Source organism: Arthrobacter sp. UYCu712 (genome assembly GCF_040547005.1).
In the GTDB taxonomy this organism is placed as follows: domain Bacteria; phylum Actinomycetota; class Actinomycetes; order Actinomycetales; family Micrococcaceae; genus Arthrobacter.
Map to the genome: position 1 here is coordinate 49,917 of NZ_JBEPOZ010000003.1, position 20,244 is coordinate 70,160.

At 69.6% G+C, this 20,244-nt stretch carries 9 protein-coding genes; 5 read left to right on the plus strand and 4 right to left on the minus strand.

Annotated features, from left to right (window positions below; genetic code table 11):
* Positions 1-88 precede the first annotated feature (88 nt).
* A complete protein-coding gene (locus tag ABIB51_RS03980; RefSeq protein WP_354185697.1) occupies positions 89-1,525 on the minus strand; it encodes an FAD-dependent oxidoreductase in 1,437 nt (478 codons plus the stop codon).
* A 207-nt stretch (positions 1,526-1,732) separates the two neighbouring features.
* On the opposite strand from ABIB51_RS03980, the gene rarD reads away from it, so the two are divergent.
* The gene (gene rarD / locus ABIB51_RS03985) at positions 1,733-2,719 is read left to right on the plus strand and encodes an EamA family transporter RarD (protein WP_354186182.1); all 987 of its coding nucleotides are present in this window, start codon (positions 1,733-1,735) and stop codon (positions 2,717-2,719) included.
* A gap of 34 nt (positions 2,720-2,753) precedes the next feature.
* Here rarD and ABIB51_RS03990 read toward each other — a convergent pair whose 3' ends face one another.
* Positions 2,754-3,626, minus strand: coding sequence for a universal stress protein (locus ABIB51_RS03990; RefSeq protein WP_354185699.1), 873 nt, complete (start codon positions 3,624-3,626; stop codon positions 2,754-2,756).
* Between the two features lie 375 nt (positions 3,627-4,001).
* Between ABIB51_RS03990 and ABIB51_RS03995 the strand changes: the two genes are divergently transcribed.
* The gene (locus ABIB51_RS03995) at positions 4,002-4,607 is read left to right on the plus strand and encodes an AMIN-like domain-containing (lipo)protein (RefSeq protein ID WP_354185701.1); all 606 of its coding nucleotides are present in this window, start codon (positions 4,002-4,004) and stop codon (positions 4,605-4,607) included.
* Between the two features lie 73 nt (positions 4,608-4,680).
* On the opposite strand, the gene gabT is transcribed toward ABIB51_RS03995, so the two are convergent.
* Both gabT and ABIB51_RS04005 read right to left on the minus strand, forming a co-directional pair.
* Positions 4,681-6,036 (minus strand): 4-aminobutyrate--2-oxoglutarate transaminase, encoded by a 1,356-nt coding sequence (gabT, locus tag ABIB51_RS04000; RefSeq protein WP_354185703.1) that lies wholly within the window; start codon positions 6,034-6,036, stop codon positions 4,681-4,683.
* 61 nt (positions 6,037-6,097) lie between these two features.
* Positions 6,098-7,528, minus strand: coding sequence for a gamma-aminobutyraldehyde dehydrogenase (locus ABIB51_RS04005; RefSeq protein WP_354185705.1), 1,431 nt, complete (start codon positions 7,526-7,528; stop codon positions 6,098-6,100).
* Positions 7,529-7,672: 144 nt separating this feature from the next.
* Here ABIB51_RS04005 and ABIB51_RS04010 point away from each other — a divergent pair, with 144 nt between their 5' ends.
* The 3 genes from ABIB51_RS04010 (at position 7,673) to ABIB51_RS04020 (ending at position 20,231) form a co-directional block, all read left to right on the plus strand.
* Positions 7,673-9,115: a PucR family transcriptional regulator gene (locus ABIB51_RS04010; RefSeq protein ID WP_354185707.1), complete on the plus strand. Its 1,443-nt coding sequence runs from the start codon at positions 7,673-7,675 to the stop codon at positions 9,113-9,115.
* A gap of 115 nt (positions 9,116-9,230) precedes the next feature.
* Positions 9,231-9,518 carry a hypothetical protein gene (locus ABIB51_RS04015; protein ID WP_354185710.1) on the plus strand — a complete coding sequence of 96 codons (288 nt, stop codon included), beginning with the start codon at positions 9,231-9,233 and terminating at the stop codon, positions 9,516-9,518.
* 147 nt (positions 9,519-9,665) lie between these two features.
* Positions 9,666-20,231 (plus strand): non-ribosomal peptide synthetase, encoded by a 10,566-nt coding sequence (locus ABIB51_RS04020; RefSeq protein ID WP_354185712.1) that lies wholly within the window; start codon positions 9,666-9,668, stop codon positions 20,229-20,231.
* The last annotated feature ends 13 nt before the right edge of the window (positions 20,232-20,244 follow it).

Sequence of the window (20,244 nt, forward strand, 5' to 3'; positions counted from 1 at the left end):
GCGGTACGGCGTGCCGGAGGCGGCCACGTCCGGCCCAGTCTAGTGGGCCGGCCGGGCACCCGCCAGAGACACCGGGAATGGTGCCCTGCTAGCCGCGCGAGATCTCGACCATGTCCTCGCGGGGCACCACCTTGATGCGTTCCCGGACCACGCCGTTGGCGTTCCCGGCCGCGGACCACTCCGCACCGAGGGCCAGTTCGTGCGCGTCGAGCTTGTTCCAGCCCTCCCACGTGGTGTATTCGATGCCGCGCTCGTCGAGCAGCTCGATGATGGCCTGCGGATCCGGGTTCTGCGCCGGCGGCAGGGTCAGCCGGTCCTCGAGCAGGAAACCGATGGTCTCCAGCGCGTCGCCCTTGGTGTGGCCGATCAGGCCCACGGGTCCGCGCTTGATCCACCCGGTGGCATAGATGCCGGGGACGGGGTTGCCCTCGGCGTCGAGCACCCGGCCGCCTTCGTTCGGGATCACGCCGCGGCGGGCATCGAATTCCAGTTCGTCCAGCGGCGAGCCGTGGTAGCCGATCGCGCGGTAGACGGCCTGCACCGGGCAGTCGAGGAATTCCCCGGTGCCCTTGACGTTGCCGGTGCCGTCCAGCTGCATCCGCTCGAACTTGATGCCGGTGACCTTGCCGGGGTTGGCGGCGTCGTCATGAATCTCGACGGGGCTGTGCAGGAAATGCAGGTGCAGCCGGCGTGAGGACGGCTCCTCGGCCTCGGCGTGCTCCTCGACGAGCCAGTTGGTCAGCGTGTTGACCATGGTCCGGATCTGGTTGTTGCTGCGGATCGCTGCGTCAGAGGCTTCGTCGAACTCGAAGTCCTCCGGGTACAGGACGATGTCGACGTCCTCGGCGTGGCTGAGTTCGCGCAGTTCCAGCGGCGTGAACTTCACTTGGGCCGGGCCGCGCCGGCCGAAGACGTGAACGTCGGTGACGGGGGAATTCTTGAGCGCCCGGTACACGTTGTCCGGGATTTCGGTGACCAGCAGTTCGTCTGCGTGCTTGACGAGCATCCGGGCCACGTCCAGGGCCACGTTGCCGTTGCCGATCACCGCGATCTCCTTGGCCTCCAGCGTCCAGTCGCGGGACACGTCGGGGTGCCCGTCGTACCAGGAGACGAAGTCCGCGCCGCCGAAGGATCCCTCGAGCTCCACGCCCGGGATCTCCAGTTCCGCATCCTTGATGGCACCGGTCGAGAAGATCACGGCGTCGTAGAAAGCGCGGAAGTCATGCAGGGTCAGGTCGCGGCCGTAGGTGACGTTCCCGAGAAAGCGGATGTCGCCGCGGTCCAGGACCTTGTGCAGGGCATTCACGATCCCCTTGATCCGGGGATGGTCCGGGGCCACGCCGTAGCGGATCAGCCCGTACGGCGCCGGGTACGCCTCGAACAGGTCGATGCTGACCTCGAAATCTCCGTCCTTGACCTCGTTGGACTTGGTCAGGATGTCCGCAGCGTAGACGCCGGCCGGTCCCGCGCCGACAATCGCGACGCGGAGGGGACGTTTGGACGGGGTTTCGGCCGGGTTGGACAACGGGAGCCCTTCTGAGTCTGAGCGGCTGCGCCGGTTGATGCAGCGCACAATCCCCTATTCTAAATGTCCGCAGGAAGCAGTGGGGACCTGCGTGACTGAGATCGCAGGGACCGGCGCCGTCCGCAGGTGCCCGATGGCAGGAATAGGGGGCCAGCAGGTGGTGTTGTTGATCTTGTGCCTACTCCCGACGGATCCTTCGCCCCAGCCATGATCACCGCTCCGGGTGGCGCCGCACCCGGCGGCAGCCAGCCGACGCCGCCGGCGCTCAGGGCTGTGGACAAGGACACGACGGCGGGGGTCCTGTTCGGCATCGGCGCCTACGGGCTCTGGGGGCTGCTTCCGCTGTACTTCTTTGTGCTGGCACCGGCCGGCAATGTCGAGATCGTGGCCAATCGGGTGGTCTGGTCGCTGCTTTTCTGCACCCTGCTGATCACCATCACCCGCTCCTGGCGGGTGCTCGGAGCAGCGTTCCGCAACCGCGCGGTAATCGGGCCGCTGTCGATCGCGGCCGGGCTGATTGCGGTGAACTGGCTGACTTACACCTACGGCGTGACCACCGGGCAGGCCGTGGAAACCTCGCTCGGCTACTTCATCAATCCGCTCGTCTCCGTGTTGCTGGGTGTCGTCGTCCTGAAGGAGAAACTGCGCCCGCTGCAGTGGGCTGCCGTCGCTATCGGCTTCATCGCCGTCGGCGTCCTGACGGTCTCCTACGGGAAACTGCCCTGGATTGCCCTGACCCTGGCGCTGAGCTTCGGTTTGTACGGTTTCGTCAAGAAGCGTGTGGGTCCCCGCGCGGACGCCATCACGAGCCTCAGCGTGGAGACGATTGTGCTGGCACCGCTCGCCGCCGCCACCATGATCTTCCTCGCGGTCAGCGGCGCCGCCACACTGGGCACGAACGGCCCCGTGCACTTCTGGCTGCTCGCGGCGTCGGGCATCATCACCGCCGTCCCGCTGCTGTTCTTCGGCGCCTCCGCCCGACGGCTGCCGATGACCACGATCGGCCTGCTGCAGTACTTTGCCCCGGTCCTGCAGTTCGTCGTGGCGCTGGCCGTGTTCAAGGAAGCCATGACCACGGAGCGCTGGATCGGCTTTGGCGTCGTGTGGCTGGCGTTGCTGGTGCTGACCGTGGACATGCTGCGGACCGCGAGGAAGAATTCGCTCACCCGGAAACGGGCCCGCGCCGCCGCCTGAGGCAATCCCAGGCGGCGGCGTGTCTGTGCGGGCCTTAGAGCTGGTGGCTGGAATCCACGGGTTCGTAATCGCGCGGGACCACCACCATCGGAACCGGCAGGGCGCGCAGCACCTTGCCGGCGGTGCTGCCGATAAAGAGCTTGTTCTTTTCCGCCAGCCGGGATGAGCCCACGATCATGATCTCGCCGTCATCCCATTCCAGGTCATCGATGGCTTCCTCGATGGTCCGGCCGTGCGCCACCTCAACGGTCGCGCCGTGCCCGGCGGGGAGCCGGTGGGACGCCTCGGTGAGGACCGTGTTGGCGTGGATGTGGGCGGCGTTGATGTTCTCGCCGCTGTCCCCTTCGGCGTCGAGCTCCACAAGCGAGACGAGGCGCAGCGGGACGCCGCGGCGCCCGGCGGCTTCGATCGAGACGCCGATGGCCGCCTCAGCGCCGGTGCGCTGGCCGACCGCGAGGGTCAACCGTGTGACGGGCTCCGTGCGGCGGTAGCCGCGCGGAGCGAGGGCCACCGGGACCGGCGAGGCATGGAGCAGGGCGTTGGCCACACTGCCGACGCTGTACCGCTTGAACAGGCCGTTGCTCGCCGCACCCACCACAATCAGTCCGGCCTCGTATTCCCTTGCCGCGTCGATCAGGCCCGACGCGAACGACTCCGCCTGGCGGACGTGGAACGTGGCTTCCACGCCTTCGGGGACGAGGGCCACGCCTTCGCGTTCCGCGGTCAGCACTGCCTGCTCAGCTGCGCTGATGCGGTTCCCGTCCGGGTTCAGGGCCACGTAGGGGGCCCGGCGGTCCACCACATAGACCAGGTCGAGTTGCGCCCCCTGGGCGCGTGCCATGGCCGAGGCCAGGGCGACGGCGTCGGCGCCGCGTTCGTTGGGTGTATAGCCAACTACGTATCGCATGTATTGACCCCTTATGGGTTCGTGGCAGAGGCCAGCTGTGCTCCGGGGTTCCGGGCGCCGTCGGCCGGTCTGCGTTCCTGCAGTGGTAGGAACGACTCTAGCCCAGCGGCGCCTGAAATAGTCCGGGATGGCCGGTGACTTTTGGCCCTGAGCAGGGGATTCTTCGCTGGCTAAGCTGGAACGGTCGAGGGGAGCTCAGCATGGGTGCGGTCAGGGGGCGGAAACCATGGGTCCGGAGCGCCGGTCCGGGGACGCTGGCGCTGTTGGTGATCCTCACGGGCTGTGTGCCGCCTGCGCCGCAACCCGGGAGTGCCGGCCAGGCCACGGGCTCCGCCCCGGCGTCGTCCGCCGTGACACCGCCGGCGACCCCCCGGAGTGCCGGGCGACACTGACGAGACCGGACCGCCGCAGACCGGTGACAAGGTGATCTCCGCGAAAGTGGCCCTCAACTGGGCGTGGCCGGGACCGGGACGGGCCTTCAAAGCGGTGCACCAGAACCCGGTGCCGATTGCGCCGCCGCCGGCCGCCCCGCTGCCCACGCTCTATGCGATCGGGGCGGGCCAGCATCCGGCGGAGAACCCGCCCTACGACCAGCTCAGTTTCCGGTTCCAAGGCGGCTTCCCCAGTTACGAACTGGAGTTTGTTCCGGAACTGCTCGCCGACGGCAGCGGACTGCCGGTGCCGCTGCCGGGCGCCGGGGCCGTTCTCCAGGTGGTGTTCCGCGGTGCCCAGGCGCATACGGCCGATGGCACATCCAGCACCGTCACGGCAGCTCCGCCCCCGGCCATCGGCTACCAGGCACTGGCCGGCTACGCCCCGGCCGGCGACTTCGAAGGCGTGCTCAGCTACGGAATCGGTGTGGGCCGTTCGATGCCGGACGTGCCCGAAACCAAGGTGCGCGTGTACGAGGTCGAGAAAATCGACCGAGGGCAACACCTGTACGTTGTGGCGATACAGCTGGACTCCACGCAGTGGAAGTAACAGCAGTGGAAGTAACAGCAGAAGAGCCGCGGACCGGTTGGTCCGCGGCTCTTCTGTGCGTGGGTGGTGCCGGTTAGGCGTTGGCCTTGATGGCGGCAGCCAGGACCTGGAGACCGTCCAGCAGCAGCTCGTCGCTGATCACGAGCGGCGGGAGCAGCCGGATGACGTTGCCGTACGTGCCGCAGGTGAGGATGATGACACCCTCCTTGAGGCAGGCCGCGGCGACGGTCTTGGTCAGCTCCGGGTTGGGCTCCTTGGAACCGGCCTGGACCAGCTCGATCGCGAGCATGGCACCGCGGCCGCGGACGTCGCCGATCACTGACTGCTCCGCCGCGAGTTCGCGGAGCTTGCCGAGCGCGATCTCCTCGATGTGCTTGGCGCGGCCGTTGAGGTCGTACTGCTCCATCGAGCCGATCGAGGCCAGCGCAGCGGCGCACGCCACCGGGTTGCCGCCGTAGGTGCCGCCGAGGCCGCCCGGGTGGACGGCGTCGAGGAGGTCGGCGCGGCCGGTGATCGCGGAGAGCGGCATGCCGCCGGCGATGCCCTTGGCCATCGTGATGATGTCCGGGATTACGCCTTCGTGGTTCACGGCGAACCATTCGCCGGTGCGGCAGAAGCCGGACTGGACCTCATCGGCGATGAAGACGATGCCCTTGTCCTTGGCCCAGGCAGCCAGCGCGGGAAGGAAACCCTCCGCGGGGACGATGAAGCCGCCCTCACCCTGGATGGGTTCGATGATGATCGCGGCAACCTGCTCGCCGCCGATCTGCTTCTCGATCATGGTGATGGCGCGCTTGGCGGCCTCGGCACCGGTGATCTCCGGGTTTTCCTCGCGGAACGGGTAGCTCATCGGCATGCGGTAGACCTCGGGCGCGAACGGTCCGAAGTTGGTCTTGTACGGCATGGCCTTGGCGGTCAGCGCCATGGTCAGGTTGGTGCGGCCGTGGTAAGCGTGGTCGAACGCGACGACGGCGTCCCGGCCGGTGGCCAGACGGGCCACCTTGACGGCGTTTTCGACCGCCTCGGCACCGGAGTTGAAGAGCACGGTGCGCTTCTCGTGGTCGCCGGGGGTGAGGCGGTTCAGCTGCTCGGCGACGGCCACGTAGCCCTCGTAGGGCGTGACCATGAAGCAGGTGTGGGTGAAGTGCTCCACGGCCTCCTTGACGGCGCCGACGACGGCCGGGTCCGAGGCGCCGACGCTCGTCACGGCAATGCCGGAGCCGAGGTCGATGAAGGAGTTGCCGTCGACGTCGTGGATGATGCCGCCGTCGGCGTCGGCGACGAAGACCGGGACGCTTGACGCGACGCCGGCGGCGACGACGGCCTTGCGGCGTTCGGTCAGGGCGAGGGACTTGGGGCCCGGGAAATCGGCCTGGACGCGGCGTTTCTGCTCAAGACGGTAGGTGATGTCATGTGCGGTGGTGGTCATGGGGAAGCCTTTCTATGCGTACAAGTTATGCGACTGCGTTATGCGGCGTTAAAGCGGAGCGTCATGCGTCCAGCGCGCTCATCACGTGCTTGATGCGGGTGTAGTCCTCGACCCCGTACATGGAGAGGTCCTTGCCGTAGCCGGACTGCTTGAAGCCTCCGTGCGGCATTTCGGCGGTGAGCAGGATGTGCGTGTTGATCCAGACCGCGCCGAAGTCCAGGTCCCGGCTGACCCGCATGGCCGTGCCGTGGTCGGTGGTCCAGACGCTGGACGCCAGGGCGTACTCGACGTCGTTGGCCAGCTCGATGGCCTCTTCCTCGGTGCTGAACTTCTGCACCGTGATGACGGGTCCGAAGGTTTCCTTCTGGACGATGTCGTCGGTCTGCTTGGCCCCGGTGACGATGGTGGGCTCGAAGAAGAAGCCCTTCTCGCCGGCGCGGTGGCCGCCGGTCTCGATCTTGCAGTTTGCCGGCAGGTGCTCGATCACGGACGCCACGGCGTTGAAGTGGTTGACGTTGTTGAGCGGGCCGAAGTAGTTGTCCTCGTCGTTCTGCGAGCCGGTGTGCAGGGTCTTGGTGTGCTCCACCATGGCTGCCACGACGTCGTCATGTACGTCGTCCTGGACCAGCACTCGCGTGATAGCGGTGCAGTCCTGGCCGGCGTTGAAGAAGGCGAATTCGGCGATGGCCGCGGCGCTCTTCTTGATGTCGGCGTCCTTGAAGACGATGGCGGGCGCCTTTCCGCCAAGCTCCAGGTGGGCGCGTTTGAGGCCCTTCGCGGCTCCCGATGCGACGGCGATGCCGGCCCGGACCGAGCCGGTGATGGAGACCAGGCCGGGGACCTTGTGCTCCACCATCATGGCGCCGGTCGCGCCGGTGCCGAGCACCACGTTCAGCACACCTGCGGGGAAGATCTCCCCGGCGAGGCGGGCCAGGACCAGGGTGGACTCGGGGGTGGTGTCCGAGGGCTTGAGCACCACGGTGTTGCCGGCCGCCAGGGCGGGACCGATCTTCCAGATGGCCATCAGGAACGGGTAGTTCCACGGCGCCACCTGGGCCACGACGCCGATCGGCTCACGCCGGACGTAGGAGGTGTGGCCCTCGAAGTACTCCCCGGCGGACTTGCCTTCGATGATGCGGGCGGCGCCGGCAAAGAAGCGCAACTGGTCCGCGCCGGCGGCAACCTCCTCGGAGGCGATCAGCGAGCGGACCTGGCCGGTGTTGCGGTGCTGCGCCTCGACGAGTTCGTCGCTGTTGGCTTCGACGGCGTCGGCGAGCTTGAGCAGCATGAGCTGGCGCTGTCCCGGCGTCGTGTGCTTCCAGCTTTTGAAGGCGTCCTTTGCGGCCGTCATGGCGGCGTCGACGTCGGCCTGTACCGAGATGGGTGACTTCGCCACCACTTCACCGTTGGCGGGATTGACGATCTCCAGCATCCCGGTGCCTGCGGGAGTCACGAACTCGCCGTTGATGAAGTTCTGCAAGGTTTGAACCACGGTGTACAACCTCTTTCGCGCTGAAAAGGACCCAATGAGACTGCTCCGAGCCTATGCCAGCCCTTCCGGCCAGGGAATAGCCACCTGCACACCGTTGCCGCAGTGCTTTAGTGCGCTTGCCCAGCCCCCGGCTATCCTGAATCCATGGCCATTTCACTCGCCGCCCTGCTGGGGGTACCGTCCCTCAAGCTCTCCAAGGCGGGCCTCGCCGAAACCACCTCGCACCAGGACATCCTCTGGGTGGCGGTCACGGAGCAGGAGGACCCGCAGCGGTTCCTCAACGGCGGCGAACTCGTCCTCACCACCGGCATGCGGCTCCGGAGCGCCCCGGACCAGCGCCGGTTCGTCCGGCAGGTCCAGCGGGCGGGTGCCGTGGGGATCGGCTTCGGAATCGGCCTGACGCACGACGCCGTGCCGCCGGCCCTGATCGCCGAGGCCAACCGCTGGGGCCTGCCGGTTGTCGCAGTGCCGTACGAGACTCCCTTCATCGCCATCGGCAAGCTCGTGGCCGACGCGCAGTCCGCGGACCACTACTCCAAGCTGGAGCGGCTCATTGCCGGCCACCAGATCCTCGCCCGGGCACTGCTCACCGGCGGCGGCCTCGCCGAACTCCTCAAGCACCTCGGCTCCATGCTGCGCACCGACATCGTGCTGACCCAGTTCACCGCGCAGCTCTACAACAGCGTGCCGGGCCATCCCGCCCCCAGTGCGGACGGCTGGGCCTCGTACCCCATCCCCACCGGCCGCCGGGATGCCTGCACCCTCTGGATCAAACAGCCCTTCGAGGACTCCGGCATTGTGGGCTACGCCCAGAACCTGATCAGCGTCGAACTCAACAACATGGTCAAGCAGCGCCAGTCGCAACGCGCCCTGGCCGGGCAGGTCCTCGAGGACGTCATCCACGGGACCCTTGACCCGAGCGAGGCCACCCGCCGGCTCGCCGGGATCGGCATCATCAGCACCCGCAAGAACGTGGTGCTGCTCGCCGAGTCCGCGGCCCACCACAAGCAGCTGGGCAGCTCCTCCCTCCCGCGGCCGCTGGACAAGGCGGTCAGCGCCGTCGTCGGGAAGGACCTGATCGTGGTGATCCCCGACGACGGCAGCGGCGCCAGCGCACTGGCCCGGAGCCTCAGCGACCACTTGGCCGAGGCCGGGCTCCACGCCACCATCGGCCTGGGCGGGGCGTACACAAAACCCAACGGTCTGCGCTGGAGCTACTTCGAGGCCCGCGACGCGGCCAGCCACGGGCTGCCGGTCAACGAACCCGAACGACTCAGCCTGACCTCGCTGCTGCTGGCCAGCGAGGATGTCCCGCTGGCGGACATGGCGAACGAGTCACTGAACCCGCTCCGCAGCTTCGACGCGACACACGGGGCGGAGCTCATGGCCACGCTGGAAAGCTACCTCAACAACAACGGTTCGGTCGCCGCCGTCGCCGAACACCTCACGCTGCACCGGAACACTGTCCGCTACCGGCTAGCCCAGATCACCGAACTCACCGGCTATGACCCCGCCCAGACACCGGACCGCGTCCAGTTGTGGCTGGCGCTGGCCGTCCAGCGGCTGAGCGCCCGCCACCCGCGCTGAGTCCGCCCGGAGTAACGCCGGGTCGGCCCCATCCGTTCTCCACGCAGGTCCGAATAGCCCTATGACACCTTTTTTGGTGCGTGGAAACTGTACGGCTACCTAACTGGAGATGAACGTGAAGAAGACCCTCAAGACCGCCACCCGGATCGCTGCAGGATCAGCACTGGCAATCTCTGCCTTCACCGTCACCTCACTGCCGGCCCAGGCCGCGGGCCTTCCGCAGGAAACCAGCGTGGATGCGCCTTCGGCGTCCAACAACCAGCTGACCGTCGCCCCGGTCATCGACGGAACACTCATCGACGGCGCTCTCATCCAGGGGCCGCTCGTGGACGGGCCGCTTGTGGACGGGCCGCTTGTGGATACGGGCCAGACCGGCCCGTTCCAGTTCGGCCAGTTCCAGTAACCCTCCCCTGAGACTCCCCGCCGATCCGTGGACGGGCCCGCCGCACCGGCTGGCCTGCCCACGGATCACCCCTGCCTGAGCTGACGCGCGGGTCCGTTTGGCATGCCCTGATGCATCCGCCGGGTCCCTGAGACACCGAGAAGGACCATGTCCCCGAAATCCCTGAATGCCCGTCCTGACGACTCCGCCGGGAGGCTCGAGCTGACTACCGCCCAGCGCGGTATCTGGTATGCACAGAAGCTGGCGCCCGAGAACCCCCGGTACCAGATCGGCCAGTTCGTCGAGATTGCCGGGCCGATGGATGCGGGCGTGCTCGCGGCGGCCGTGGAGCAGGCCGTCGCCGGGACGGACGCCCTCAATATGGCGTTCGGAGAAGACCACTCCGGTCCGTTCCAGGTCCCGCAGGCAAGACCCGCCCTTTTGGTGCTCACCGACCTGAGCAGCGTTGCCGAAAATGGCGCCACCGGGACCAGGGAGGCCGCGGCCCGGGAGCTGATGGACGCGGACATGGGCCTGCCGCGGAAAGCGGGCAGCGATGAACTGCTGCACATGGAACTCATCAGGCTGTCCGGGGACCGCCACTTCTTCTACCAGCGTGTGCACCACCTCATGCTGGACGGCTACTCGGCCGTGCTGGTGCTCAAGCGTGTGGCCGAGCTCTACGCCACGCTGCTGGTCGGGACCGGCAGCACCGCGGACGTCACCGCGGGGGGAGATCCCGGCCCCGCGGCCTTCGGATCCCTGTCCGAGCTGCTGACGGCGGAGCGGGAGTATCCGGAATCCAGCAGCGCCGGAACGGACCGCTCCTACTGGGAGCAGGAACTTCAGGACGCTGCCCCGGCCACGGGCCTCGCAGGCCGGCCGGATGGATCGGCCGGTTCGCTGGTCCGCGCCGCCCGGCGGCTGCCTGCCGCCACCGCAGCGGCGCTGGAGTCCGCCGTTGGCTCGGGACCGGCCCTGGTCCTCACCGCCGCCGCACTCTATCTGCACCGGATCACCGGTGAACGTGAGGTGTCCGTGGCCTTGCCCGTGACCGCACGCCGCGGCCAGCTGGCGAAGTCCACCCCGTCCATGCTGTCCAACATCCTGCCGATCCGGACGGTCCTGGCCCCCGGCGCCACCGTCCGGGAAACCGTCAGCACCGTGGGCACCACCCTGCGCGGGGCACTGATCCACCAGCGTTTCCGCTACGAAGACCTGTCCACCCAGACCGGCTATCTGGGCCCCTCGCTGAACATCCTGCCGGTCCTGGACGACATCAGTTTCGGCCCCGCCCGCGGCACCATGAACATCCTCTCCACGGGCCCGGTCGATGACCTCTCCATCATCATCCACGGCCTGGGCAGCGCCGGCACCGGCACCGGCGGGTCAGACGCCGAGGCGGCCAGCGGCCACGCCACCGTCCAGTTCGAAGCCAATGCCGGCCTCTACCACGCCCGGCAGCTGGAGGACCACCTGGACCGCTTCGTCCGCCTGCTCGAAGCCGTGGCGACACAACCCGACGCCCAGCTGGCCGCGCTGGCGGTGACCACGGAAGCCGAGGAACGCTCCCTGCTGGCCGCCGGTGAGGCTGCCGATACGGAGCTGCCAGCGCACACCATCGTGGAGGAATTCCAGCTCAGCGCCCGGGCCTCCGGGTCCCGGACCGCCGTCGTGGCGCCCGACGGCGAGCTCACGTTCGGCGAGCTGGAACGGCGCTCCAACCAGCTGGCCAGGTTCCTCAGAAGCCACGGCGCGGGGCCCGGCCGCACCGTCGCCGTGCGCCTGGAACGCAGCGTCCTGCTGCCGGTCTCGATCCTGGCGATCCTGAAGGCCGGGGCCGCGTACCTTCCCCTGGACCCCGACTACCCTGCCGGGCGGGTGGAGGGCATGCTCGAGGACGCCGCCCCCGTCCGCCTGCTGACCTCGTCGGCATTCACCGGCGCCGGCACCGGCGGCCACGACGAGCTGGCCAGCGACGTCCCGGTCACCGTGCTCGACTCCCCCCTGGTGCTCTCCTGCCTGGACGGCAAGGAAGGCGCGGCGCTGGAGCCCTCCGCCGGGCAGCAGGACCTCGCGTACGTGATCTTCACGTCCGGCTCCACCGGCCGCCCCAAGGGCGTCGGCGTCGAGCACCTTGCCCTGCTGAACCTGTACACCTCCCACCGGGACAGCATCTTCCGGCCGGCCGAAGAGCGGCTCGGGCGCAAGCTCAAGGTCTCGCACACCGCCGGGCTTTCCTTCGACGCCTCCTGGGACCCGATCCTCTGGCTCATCGCCGGCCACGAACTCCACCTCGTGGACAACCAGACCCGCCGCGATCCGGAAGCGCTCAGCAGCTACCTGGCCGGGACCGGCATCGACTCGATCGAGACCACCCCGTCCTTCGCCAAGGTCCTGCTGGCCGGCGGACTGTTCGACCAGGACCCGCACCCGTCGGTGGTCGCCCTGGGCGGCGAGGCCGTGGATCCGGCCCTGTGGAACGCCCTGGCCGGCCGGGAGTGCCTTGTGGCCTACAACTTCTACGGGCCCACGGAAACCACCGTCGACTCGCTGACGGCGGTGATGCACCCCGGCACCGAACCCAGCCTGGGCGGCTCCGTGGCCAACAGCCGCCACTACATCCTGGACTCCGGGCTGAACCCGGTGCCCGTCAACGCCATCGGCGAGCTGTACGTCGCCGGCGTCAACCTGGCGCGCGGCTACCTCTACCAGCCCGGGCTCAGCGCCGAGCGGTTCGTCGCCGACCCCTTCGTACCGGACGGCTCCCGGATGTACCGCACGGGCGACGTCGTCCGGCGGCTTCCGGACGGCACCCTTGAGTTCCGCGGCCGGATGGATGCGCAGGTCAAAATCCGCGGCTTCCGGATCGAACTCGCCGAAATCGAAGAGGTCCTCCGCGCCCTGTCCGGTGTGGAACATGCCGCCGTTGCCGTGACGAAAAACCGGGCAGGCTATGACCAGCTGCTCGGCTACGTCACCTCCGGCAGCGACGTCGACACGGCGGAGCTCCGCCAGCTGGCCCGCCGGCAGCTGCCGGACTACATGGTGCCGGCCGCCATCCAGCAGATTCCGTCGATTCCGTTGACCGCCAACGGCAAGCTGGACACGCGGGCGCTGCCGGCCCCGAGCCAGGAAGCGGCGGCCACCGAGCCCCGCAACGAGCGCGAACGGATCGTGGCGGAGGCCTTCAAGGAGGTCCTGGGGCTCGACGCCGTCGGCCTGGACGATGACTTCTTCGAACTCGGCGGCCACTCCCTCCTGGCCACGAGGCTTGTAGCGCTCCTGCGGGACCGGACCGGTGTTGCCCCGGCCCTGCGCACGGTGTTCGAACAGCCCACCGTGGCCGCCCTCGCAGAGACGCTGGAGCTGGGTGCCGGCACCGCGCATCCCCTGCAGCCCGCGGAACGCCCCGCCGCCATTCCGCTGTCCTTCGCCCAGCGCAGGCTGTGGTTCCTGAACCGCTTCGACCCCGGATCCGGCGCCTACAACATTCCCGTGGTCCTGGAGCTTAAGGGCCCGCTGGACGTCGCCGCGCTGCACCGGGCCATCAACCAGGTGGCCGGCCGGCACGAAAGCCTGCGGACCCTGTTCCCGCTGGTCGACGGCGAGCCTGTGCAGCACATCCTCGCCGACGGCGAGCGCCCCGTGGAGCTGCTGGCAGTCCAGTGCCCCGCGGCCGCGCTTGCCGGGGCCCTGGCTGCGGAAACCCGCCGCGGTTTCGACGTGACGGGTGAGCTGCCGCTGCGTGCCGTCCTGTTCCAGCAGGCACCGGACCGGCACGTGCTGGCAATAACGCTCCACCACATCGCCGCCGACGGCTGGTCCCTGGCGCCCCTCGCGCGGGACCTCTCGGCGGCCTACAACCGCCAGCTGGCAGGCGACGGCACCCCGCCGGCCCCGCTGCCGGTCCAGTACGCCGACTACACCCTCTGGCAGCGCGGGGAGCTCGGCAGCGAGGACGATCCCGCGAGCGCCATCTCCCGCCAGCTTGAATTCTGGAACCGCGAACTGCGCGGCGCCCCCGAGGAACTCCGGTTGCCGTTCGACTTCGTGCGCGGCGCGAAGAGCGCTGCCGAGCCGGCGTCGTCCGTGCCGCTGGACATCAGCCCGAAAGCCGTAGCCAGGCTCAACGCGCTGGCCCGGGAACACAACGCCAGCCTCTTTATGGTGCTGCAGGCCGCGCTGGCGGCCCTCCTGACCAAAACCGGAGCCGGGGAAGACATTCCGCTGGGCACACCGGTGGCCGGGCGGACCGATACCCAGCTCAACGAGCTCGTCGGCTTCTTCGTCAACACCCTGGTGCTCCGGACCAACACCTCCGGCAACCCGACCGCGGCGGAACTCGTCGAAAGCGTCAGGTACACCAACCTGCACGCCTACGCTAACCAGGACGCCCCGTTCGAACGCGTCGTCGAGCAACTCAACCCGGCCAGATCCGAGCACCGGCACCCGCTCTTCCAGGTGATGCTGACGCTGCAGAACACCGGCTCCGCCGGACTGTCCATGGACGGGCTGACGGCCACGGCCGACCTCAGCCAGGAACCCGGCGGCGCCAAGTTCGACCTGCTGCTGGACCTTGCCGAAGAGGACGCCGACAGCCAGGCTGCAGGCGGGGGATCCGCCATCCGCGGCTCCCTCGCCTACAACCCGGCCCTGTTTTCCCGGGCCACCGCTGCCCAGCTCGTGGCCGGCTACCTGGCCGTCGTGGAGCAGTTCGCGGCGGACCCGGGCATCACGCTGGACCGGCTGCGGATCCAGTCCCGGGAACAGCACGCGCTTGCCCTGGAGCAGAGCCTCCGGTCCGGAACGGGTCCGGAGGATACGGACCCGGCGACCGTCGTCGATGCCTTCCTGGCCACGGCGGCCCGTACGCCGAAGGCCTCCGCCCTGGTCGGCCCGGCCGGCCCGGAACACGGCCAGAACTTCGAACAACTCAGCACCCGGGTCCAGGCCCTCGCCAAGGGGCTCCTGGCGTCCGGCGTGGAACCCGGGGACCGGGTTGCCGTGGCGCTCCCCCGCAGCTCCGACGTCGTCGCCGCCGCCCTCGCCGTGCTGGCCGCCGGTGCGGTCTACGTCCCCGTCGATCTCTCCTACCCGGAGGAACGAATCCGCGTCATCCTCGACGACGGCGCCCCCGCCGTCGTCATCTCCGCCGCGCCCGGCTCCACCGGAGGTCCCCGGACCCTCGACGTCGGCACGCTGCTAGCGGCGGGCACGGGAATTTCCGACGCCGCGTTGGCGCAGCGGCGCCCGGCCGCCGGTGATCTTGGCTATGTGCTCTACACCTCCGGGTCCACCGGGCGGCCCAAGGGCGTCGCCGTCACGCACGAGGCCCTGGCCAACCTGTACAACCACCACCACCGCACCCTGTACAGCCCGCGCTTCGAGGCGGCGGGTGTGGAGACGGTGTCCGTGGCGCACATCGCGGGCCTCGGATTCGACGCGGCCTGGGACCCGATGCTCTGGATGATCGCCGGGGCGGAGCTCCACCTGGTGGCCGACGAGGTGCGCGGCGACGCCGAATCGCTGGCCGGCTACTGCCGGCGCCACGGCATCGGCGTGCTGGAGACGACGCCGTCGTACGCCGGCCAGCTGCTGGAGTACGGCTTGCTGGACGCACCTGACGACGCCCGCCGGGCCGGCAACGCCGGTGCCGGCCAGGCACAGCCGCTGCTGCTTGCCCTCGGCGGCGAAGCGGTGTCCGCGGAGCTGTGGAACCGGCTGGCTTCCCTGCCGGAGGTCTCGGCCTACAACTTCTACGGTCCCACCGAGTTCACCGTGGACTCGGTGACCGCCCGGATCACGGGCGGATCCCCAACGATCGGCCGCGGCATCGCCAACACAGATGCCTTCGTCCTGGACCAGTACCTCGCGCTCGTGCCAACCGGGGTGCCGGGCGAGCTCTACCTCGCCGGCCCCGGCATGGCGCGCGGCTACGACCGCCGCCCCGCCGAGACGGCTTCGCGCTTCGTCGCCAACCCCTTCGCGGCGGACGGCAGCCGGATGTACCGCACCGGTGACCTCGTCCGCCGCACCGCGGACGGATCGCTGGAATATCTTTCCCGCACGGACGAGCAGGTCAAAGTCCGCGGCTTCCGGATCGAACTCGGCGAAATCGAGGCCGTGCTGGCCTCGCACCCCGGGATCGGCCGGGCCGTCGCGGTGGCCGACGGCGAACCGGCCCACCGTGTGGTGGCCTACTACGTGGGCGGCGCGGAACCGGAAGAACTGCGCAGCCTGGCCGCCGCGAGGCTGCCGGACTACATGGTCCCGGCCCTCTTCATGAAGCTTCCCGCCATCCCGCTAACGGCGCACGGAAAACTGGACCGGAGGGCACTCCCCGCACCGTCCGCCGGCACCGGCGCAGGGCAGGGCGACGCCCCGCGGACCGCGGAACAGCGCACCATGTGCGGAATCTTCGCCGAGGTCCTAGGCGTGGACGCCGTCACCATGGGCGATGACTTCTTCCTGCTCGGCGGGCACTCCCTGCTGGCAGTCTCGATGATGGGCGGCATCCGGGAGTCCTTCGGCACCGAACTGCCGCTGCGGACACTCTTCAATGAGCCCACCCCGGCCGGGCTGCTCGCCGCGGTCCACCGGCACACCCGGGCCGCGGACTCCGCGCCGGCCTCCGGCGTGGTCCGCCGCGCGGACAACGAACCGGCCGCCACCTCCCTCGCCGACTGGCTGGGCAGCGCGTCTGCCACCCGGCCGGAGCCGCTGGTCCTGTCCTACGCGCAATCCCGCATGTGGTTCCTCAACCAGCTGGACCCCGGTTCCGCAGATTACAACATCTCGCTTGCCGTGCGCCTCACCGGGCGGCTGGACGAACAGGCGCTCGACGCCGCCGTCGGCTCGCTGTTCCGCCGGCACGAGGTCCTCCGGACGGTGTACCCGGAGACCGAGGGTGTGCCCCGGCAGCTGATCCTGGCTCCCGGCGACTGCGCCCCGGACACCCAGCACGCCGGGACGCGGCTGGACATCAGCGCCGCCGCCTCCGAGAGGGAGGTCCCCGGGCTGCTGCGGCAGGACGCCGAACGCGGCTTCGACGTCCGCTCGGAGCTGCCGTTGCGGGCCCGGCTGATCCGCGTCGGCCCCGCCGGCACCCCGGAGTGGGTCCTTCACCTCGTCATGCACCACATCGCCAGCGACGGGGCCTCGCTCGCGCCGCTGGCGCGGGACCTCTCCCGGGCCTATGAAACCGCGCTCGGCGGCGGCACTCCCGCGGAGCCGGAGCACCTGCCCCTGCAATACGCCGATTTCAGCAACTGGCAGCGGCAACAGCTTGAGGGGCCCGTCCTCGCAGCCAAGCTGGACCACTGGCGGCACACGCTGGCCGGGATCCCGGCCGAACTGATGTTGCCGGCGGATCAACGCCGGCCACGCGAGGCACGCCAGCCCGGGCGCCAGCTCACGTTCCGGCTGGATCCGGCGAGCGTCAAGGCCCTGGGCAGCCTCGCCTCGTCGTCGAACGCGAGCCTGTTCATGACGCTCCATGCCGGCCTCGCGGCGTTCCTGCACCGCACCGGCGCCGGCGACGACCTGGTGATCGGTTCCCCGACGGCCGGGCGGACGGACCGGGCCCTCTCGCAGCTGGTCGGCTTCTTCGTCAACACCCTCCCGCTGCGGGTGAACGCGGACGCTGACCCGAGCCTGCGGACCATGGTGGCCCGCTCCCGGGAAAGCATCCTCGATGCCTTCGACCATGACGACGTGCCGTTCGAACGGCTCGTCGAAGCCCTGAACCCCGAACGCGAGCTTGGCCGGCACCCCCTGTTCCAGACGATGCTCACGGTGGACAACGAGGCCCCGGCAGTCCCGCAACTGCCGGGGGTCCGGGTGACGCCCGAGCCGGAAACGGCCTCGGGGGAAGCGAAGTTCGACCTCTCGTTCACCTTCCGTCCGGACGCCGACAACGGCCTCCTCGCCACCATCGATTACAACTCGGCCATGTTCGGCGGGGAGACAGCCCGGCGCCTGGCCGATAGTTTCAGCCGGTTCCTCGAGCTGGCTGCGGCTGCCCCGGACTCCCCCATCGCGCTGCTTCCCCTGATCGGGGAGCCGGAAGCCCGGGAGCTCATGGCGGCCACAGCCGGTTCCCGCCCGGACGCTGCCACTGAGCCTGAGGGCATCCTGGCGGCCTTCGCCGCGACAGCGGAGGCGACGCCGGATGCGGCCGCCCTCGTCGCGGACGGGCGCACCCTGAGCTTCTCCGCACTGGCGGCCTCGGCGGCACGGATCGCCACGGCCCTGGCCGCGGCGGGCGTTCGCCGCGGCGACGTGGTTTCCGTGTTGCTCCCCCGCTCCCCGGGCACGGTGGAAACCATGTTCGGTGTCCTGGCCGCCGGGGCCGTCTACAACCCCATCGATACCGAGTACCCGGACGAACGCGCCGCGGCCATCATCGAGGACGCCGCGCCGCCGGTGATCCTCACCAGCCGCGCCGAGGCAACACGGGCCCAGGCGGTGCTGGCCACCTTGGCCGTCCGGCCGCGGGTGCTGCTGCTGGAGGAACTGGCAGGGGCCGGCACCGCCGGCGACTTCCGCGGCCTCATCAGGGACACGGACCCCCTCGACCTGGCCTACGTCATGTTCACCTCCGGGTCCACCGGACGGCCGAAGGGCGTCGACGTCAGCCACGGAGCCCTCGCGGCGCTGCTGGACTCGCACCGGGAGACGCTGATGTCCGGCCTGCCCGCCCGCCGGACGGTGGCCCACACTACGGGCGTCGGCTTCGACGCCTCCTGGGATCCGATCCTCTGGCTCGTGGAAGGCCACGAGCTGCACCTGGTCGACGACAGCATCCGCCGCGACGCCGGGCAGCTGGCCGCCTACTTCGACCGGCACGGCATCAACGTCTGGGAGACGACGCCCGGCTACCTGAGGCAGCTGCTCGGCGAGCCGGTGTTCACCGGGCTCCTGGACCGGCATGCCGGCGACGCGGGCAGCTTCAGCCTCGCCCTGGGCGGCGAAGCGTTCGACGCCGGACTGTGGGCCACCGTTTCCGCGCGCCCGGGCGTCCAGGCCTGGAACCTGTACGGCCCCACGGAGGCAACCGTGGACGCTGTCGTGGCCCGGGTGTCCGACTCCGACGGCCCCGTGCTGGGCACGGCCACCGCAGGCACGCGGCTGTACGTGCTTGACAGCCGGCTGCAGCACGCTTTGCCCGGTGCCACGGGCGAGCTCTACGTCGGCGGCCGTCAGCTTGCCCGCGGCTACCGCGGACGGCCCGAGCTGACTGCCGAACGTTTTGTGGCCGATCCCTTCGCCGGGGCCGGCGAGCGGATGTACCGCACCGGCGACGTGGTCCGCCGGCACACCGACGGCCGGCTCGAGTTTGCCGGCCGCAACGATGACCAGCTCAAGATCCGCGGCTTCCGGGTCGAGCCCGGCGAGGTGGAGAAGGCCGTGCGCAGCACTCCCGGGGTCCGGGAGGCTGTGGTGCGTGCCGTCGGGGACGACGCCGGCGGCCTCCGGCTGCTCGCGTACGTCGTCCCGGCCGACACCGCACCGGACGGCAGCGCGCTGCCCGACGCCGTCCGGCGCCACGTGCGGGGGCTGCTGCCGGACTACATGGTGCCGGCCGCCGTCGTCGTTATCCCGGAGGTTCCGCTGACGCCGCACGGCAAGGTGGACACCGCCGCGTTGCCGGATCCCGGCAGCGCCGCACGGAGCGCGGGGCTGGCGCCCCGGACGCCGAAGGAAAAGACCGTCGCGGAGATCTTCGCGGAGGTGCTTTCGCTGGAAAGCGCCGGGATCGACGAGTCCTTCTTCGAACTGGGCGGGCATTCCTTCCTGGCGCGGCCGCTGATCGCCAAGATCAACGCGGCTCTGGGCACCGCTCTGCAGGTCCAGTCGCTGTTCCGGGCACCCACCGTGGAAGGGCTGCTCAGCGAGGCGGCCAAGGGGGCGGAGGAAAGCGCGGCGGACAGCCTGGGGCAACTCCTTCCGCTGCGCACGGCAGGGGCCAAGGCTCCCCTGTTCGCGGTGCATCCGGCTTCCGGGATCAGCTGGGGTTACGCCTCCATGCTGGGCCGGCTGGACCCGGAGCGCCCGCTGATCGGACTCCAGATGCCCGGGATGGAGCCCGGCCGCACCCACCTGGTCGACGCCCCTGACCTGACCGGACTGGCCGACGACTACATCGCGCAGATCCGCTCCCTGCAGCCGGCAGGGCCCTACCACCTGATGGGCTGGTCCTTCGGCGGCTATCTGGTCCACCGGCTGGCCACCCGGCTGCAGGAACTCGGCGAGGAGGTGGCGTTCCTGGCTATCCTCGACGCCTTCCCCGGCAACCAGGACCACAACACCGACGTCGGGACCGGCCCCGCCCTGTGGGCCAGCTATCTCCAGGCCCAGGGCTACGCGCTGGCCGAGGAAGACCTGGCGGAGCTGGACGGTCCGCGCGCGCTGGAAATCCTGCGGGAACACCACAACCCGCTGGGCAGCGTACCGCTGGACTCCGTCAACGCCATGGTGGAGAACTTCCCTGAGCTGGCCCGCCTGATCCGCGACGAGCCGCCGCAGCGGTTCCGCGGCGACCTGCTGTTCTTCCGGGCCACGCGCGAGGTGCCCGACGGCACACCGGAGGGTGCCGCCTGGCAGCCGTTCATCACCGGGAAAATCACCGACATCGCGGTGGATGAGCGCCATTCCCAGCTCTTAAGTGACCGGGCTCTCAAGGCAATTATGCCCGCGCTGGCCATCCGGCTGGGCGGCGGAGACGAATAACCAGTGATGCCCC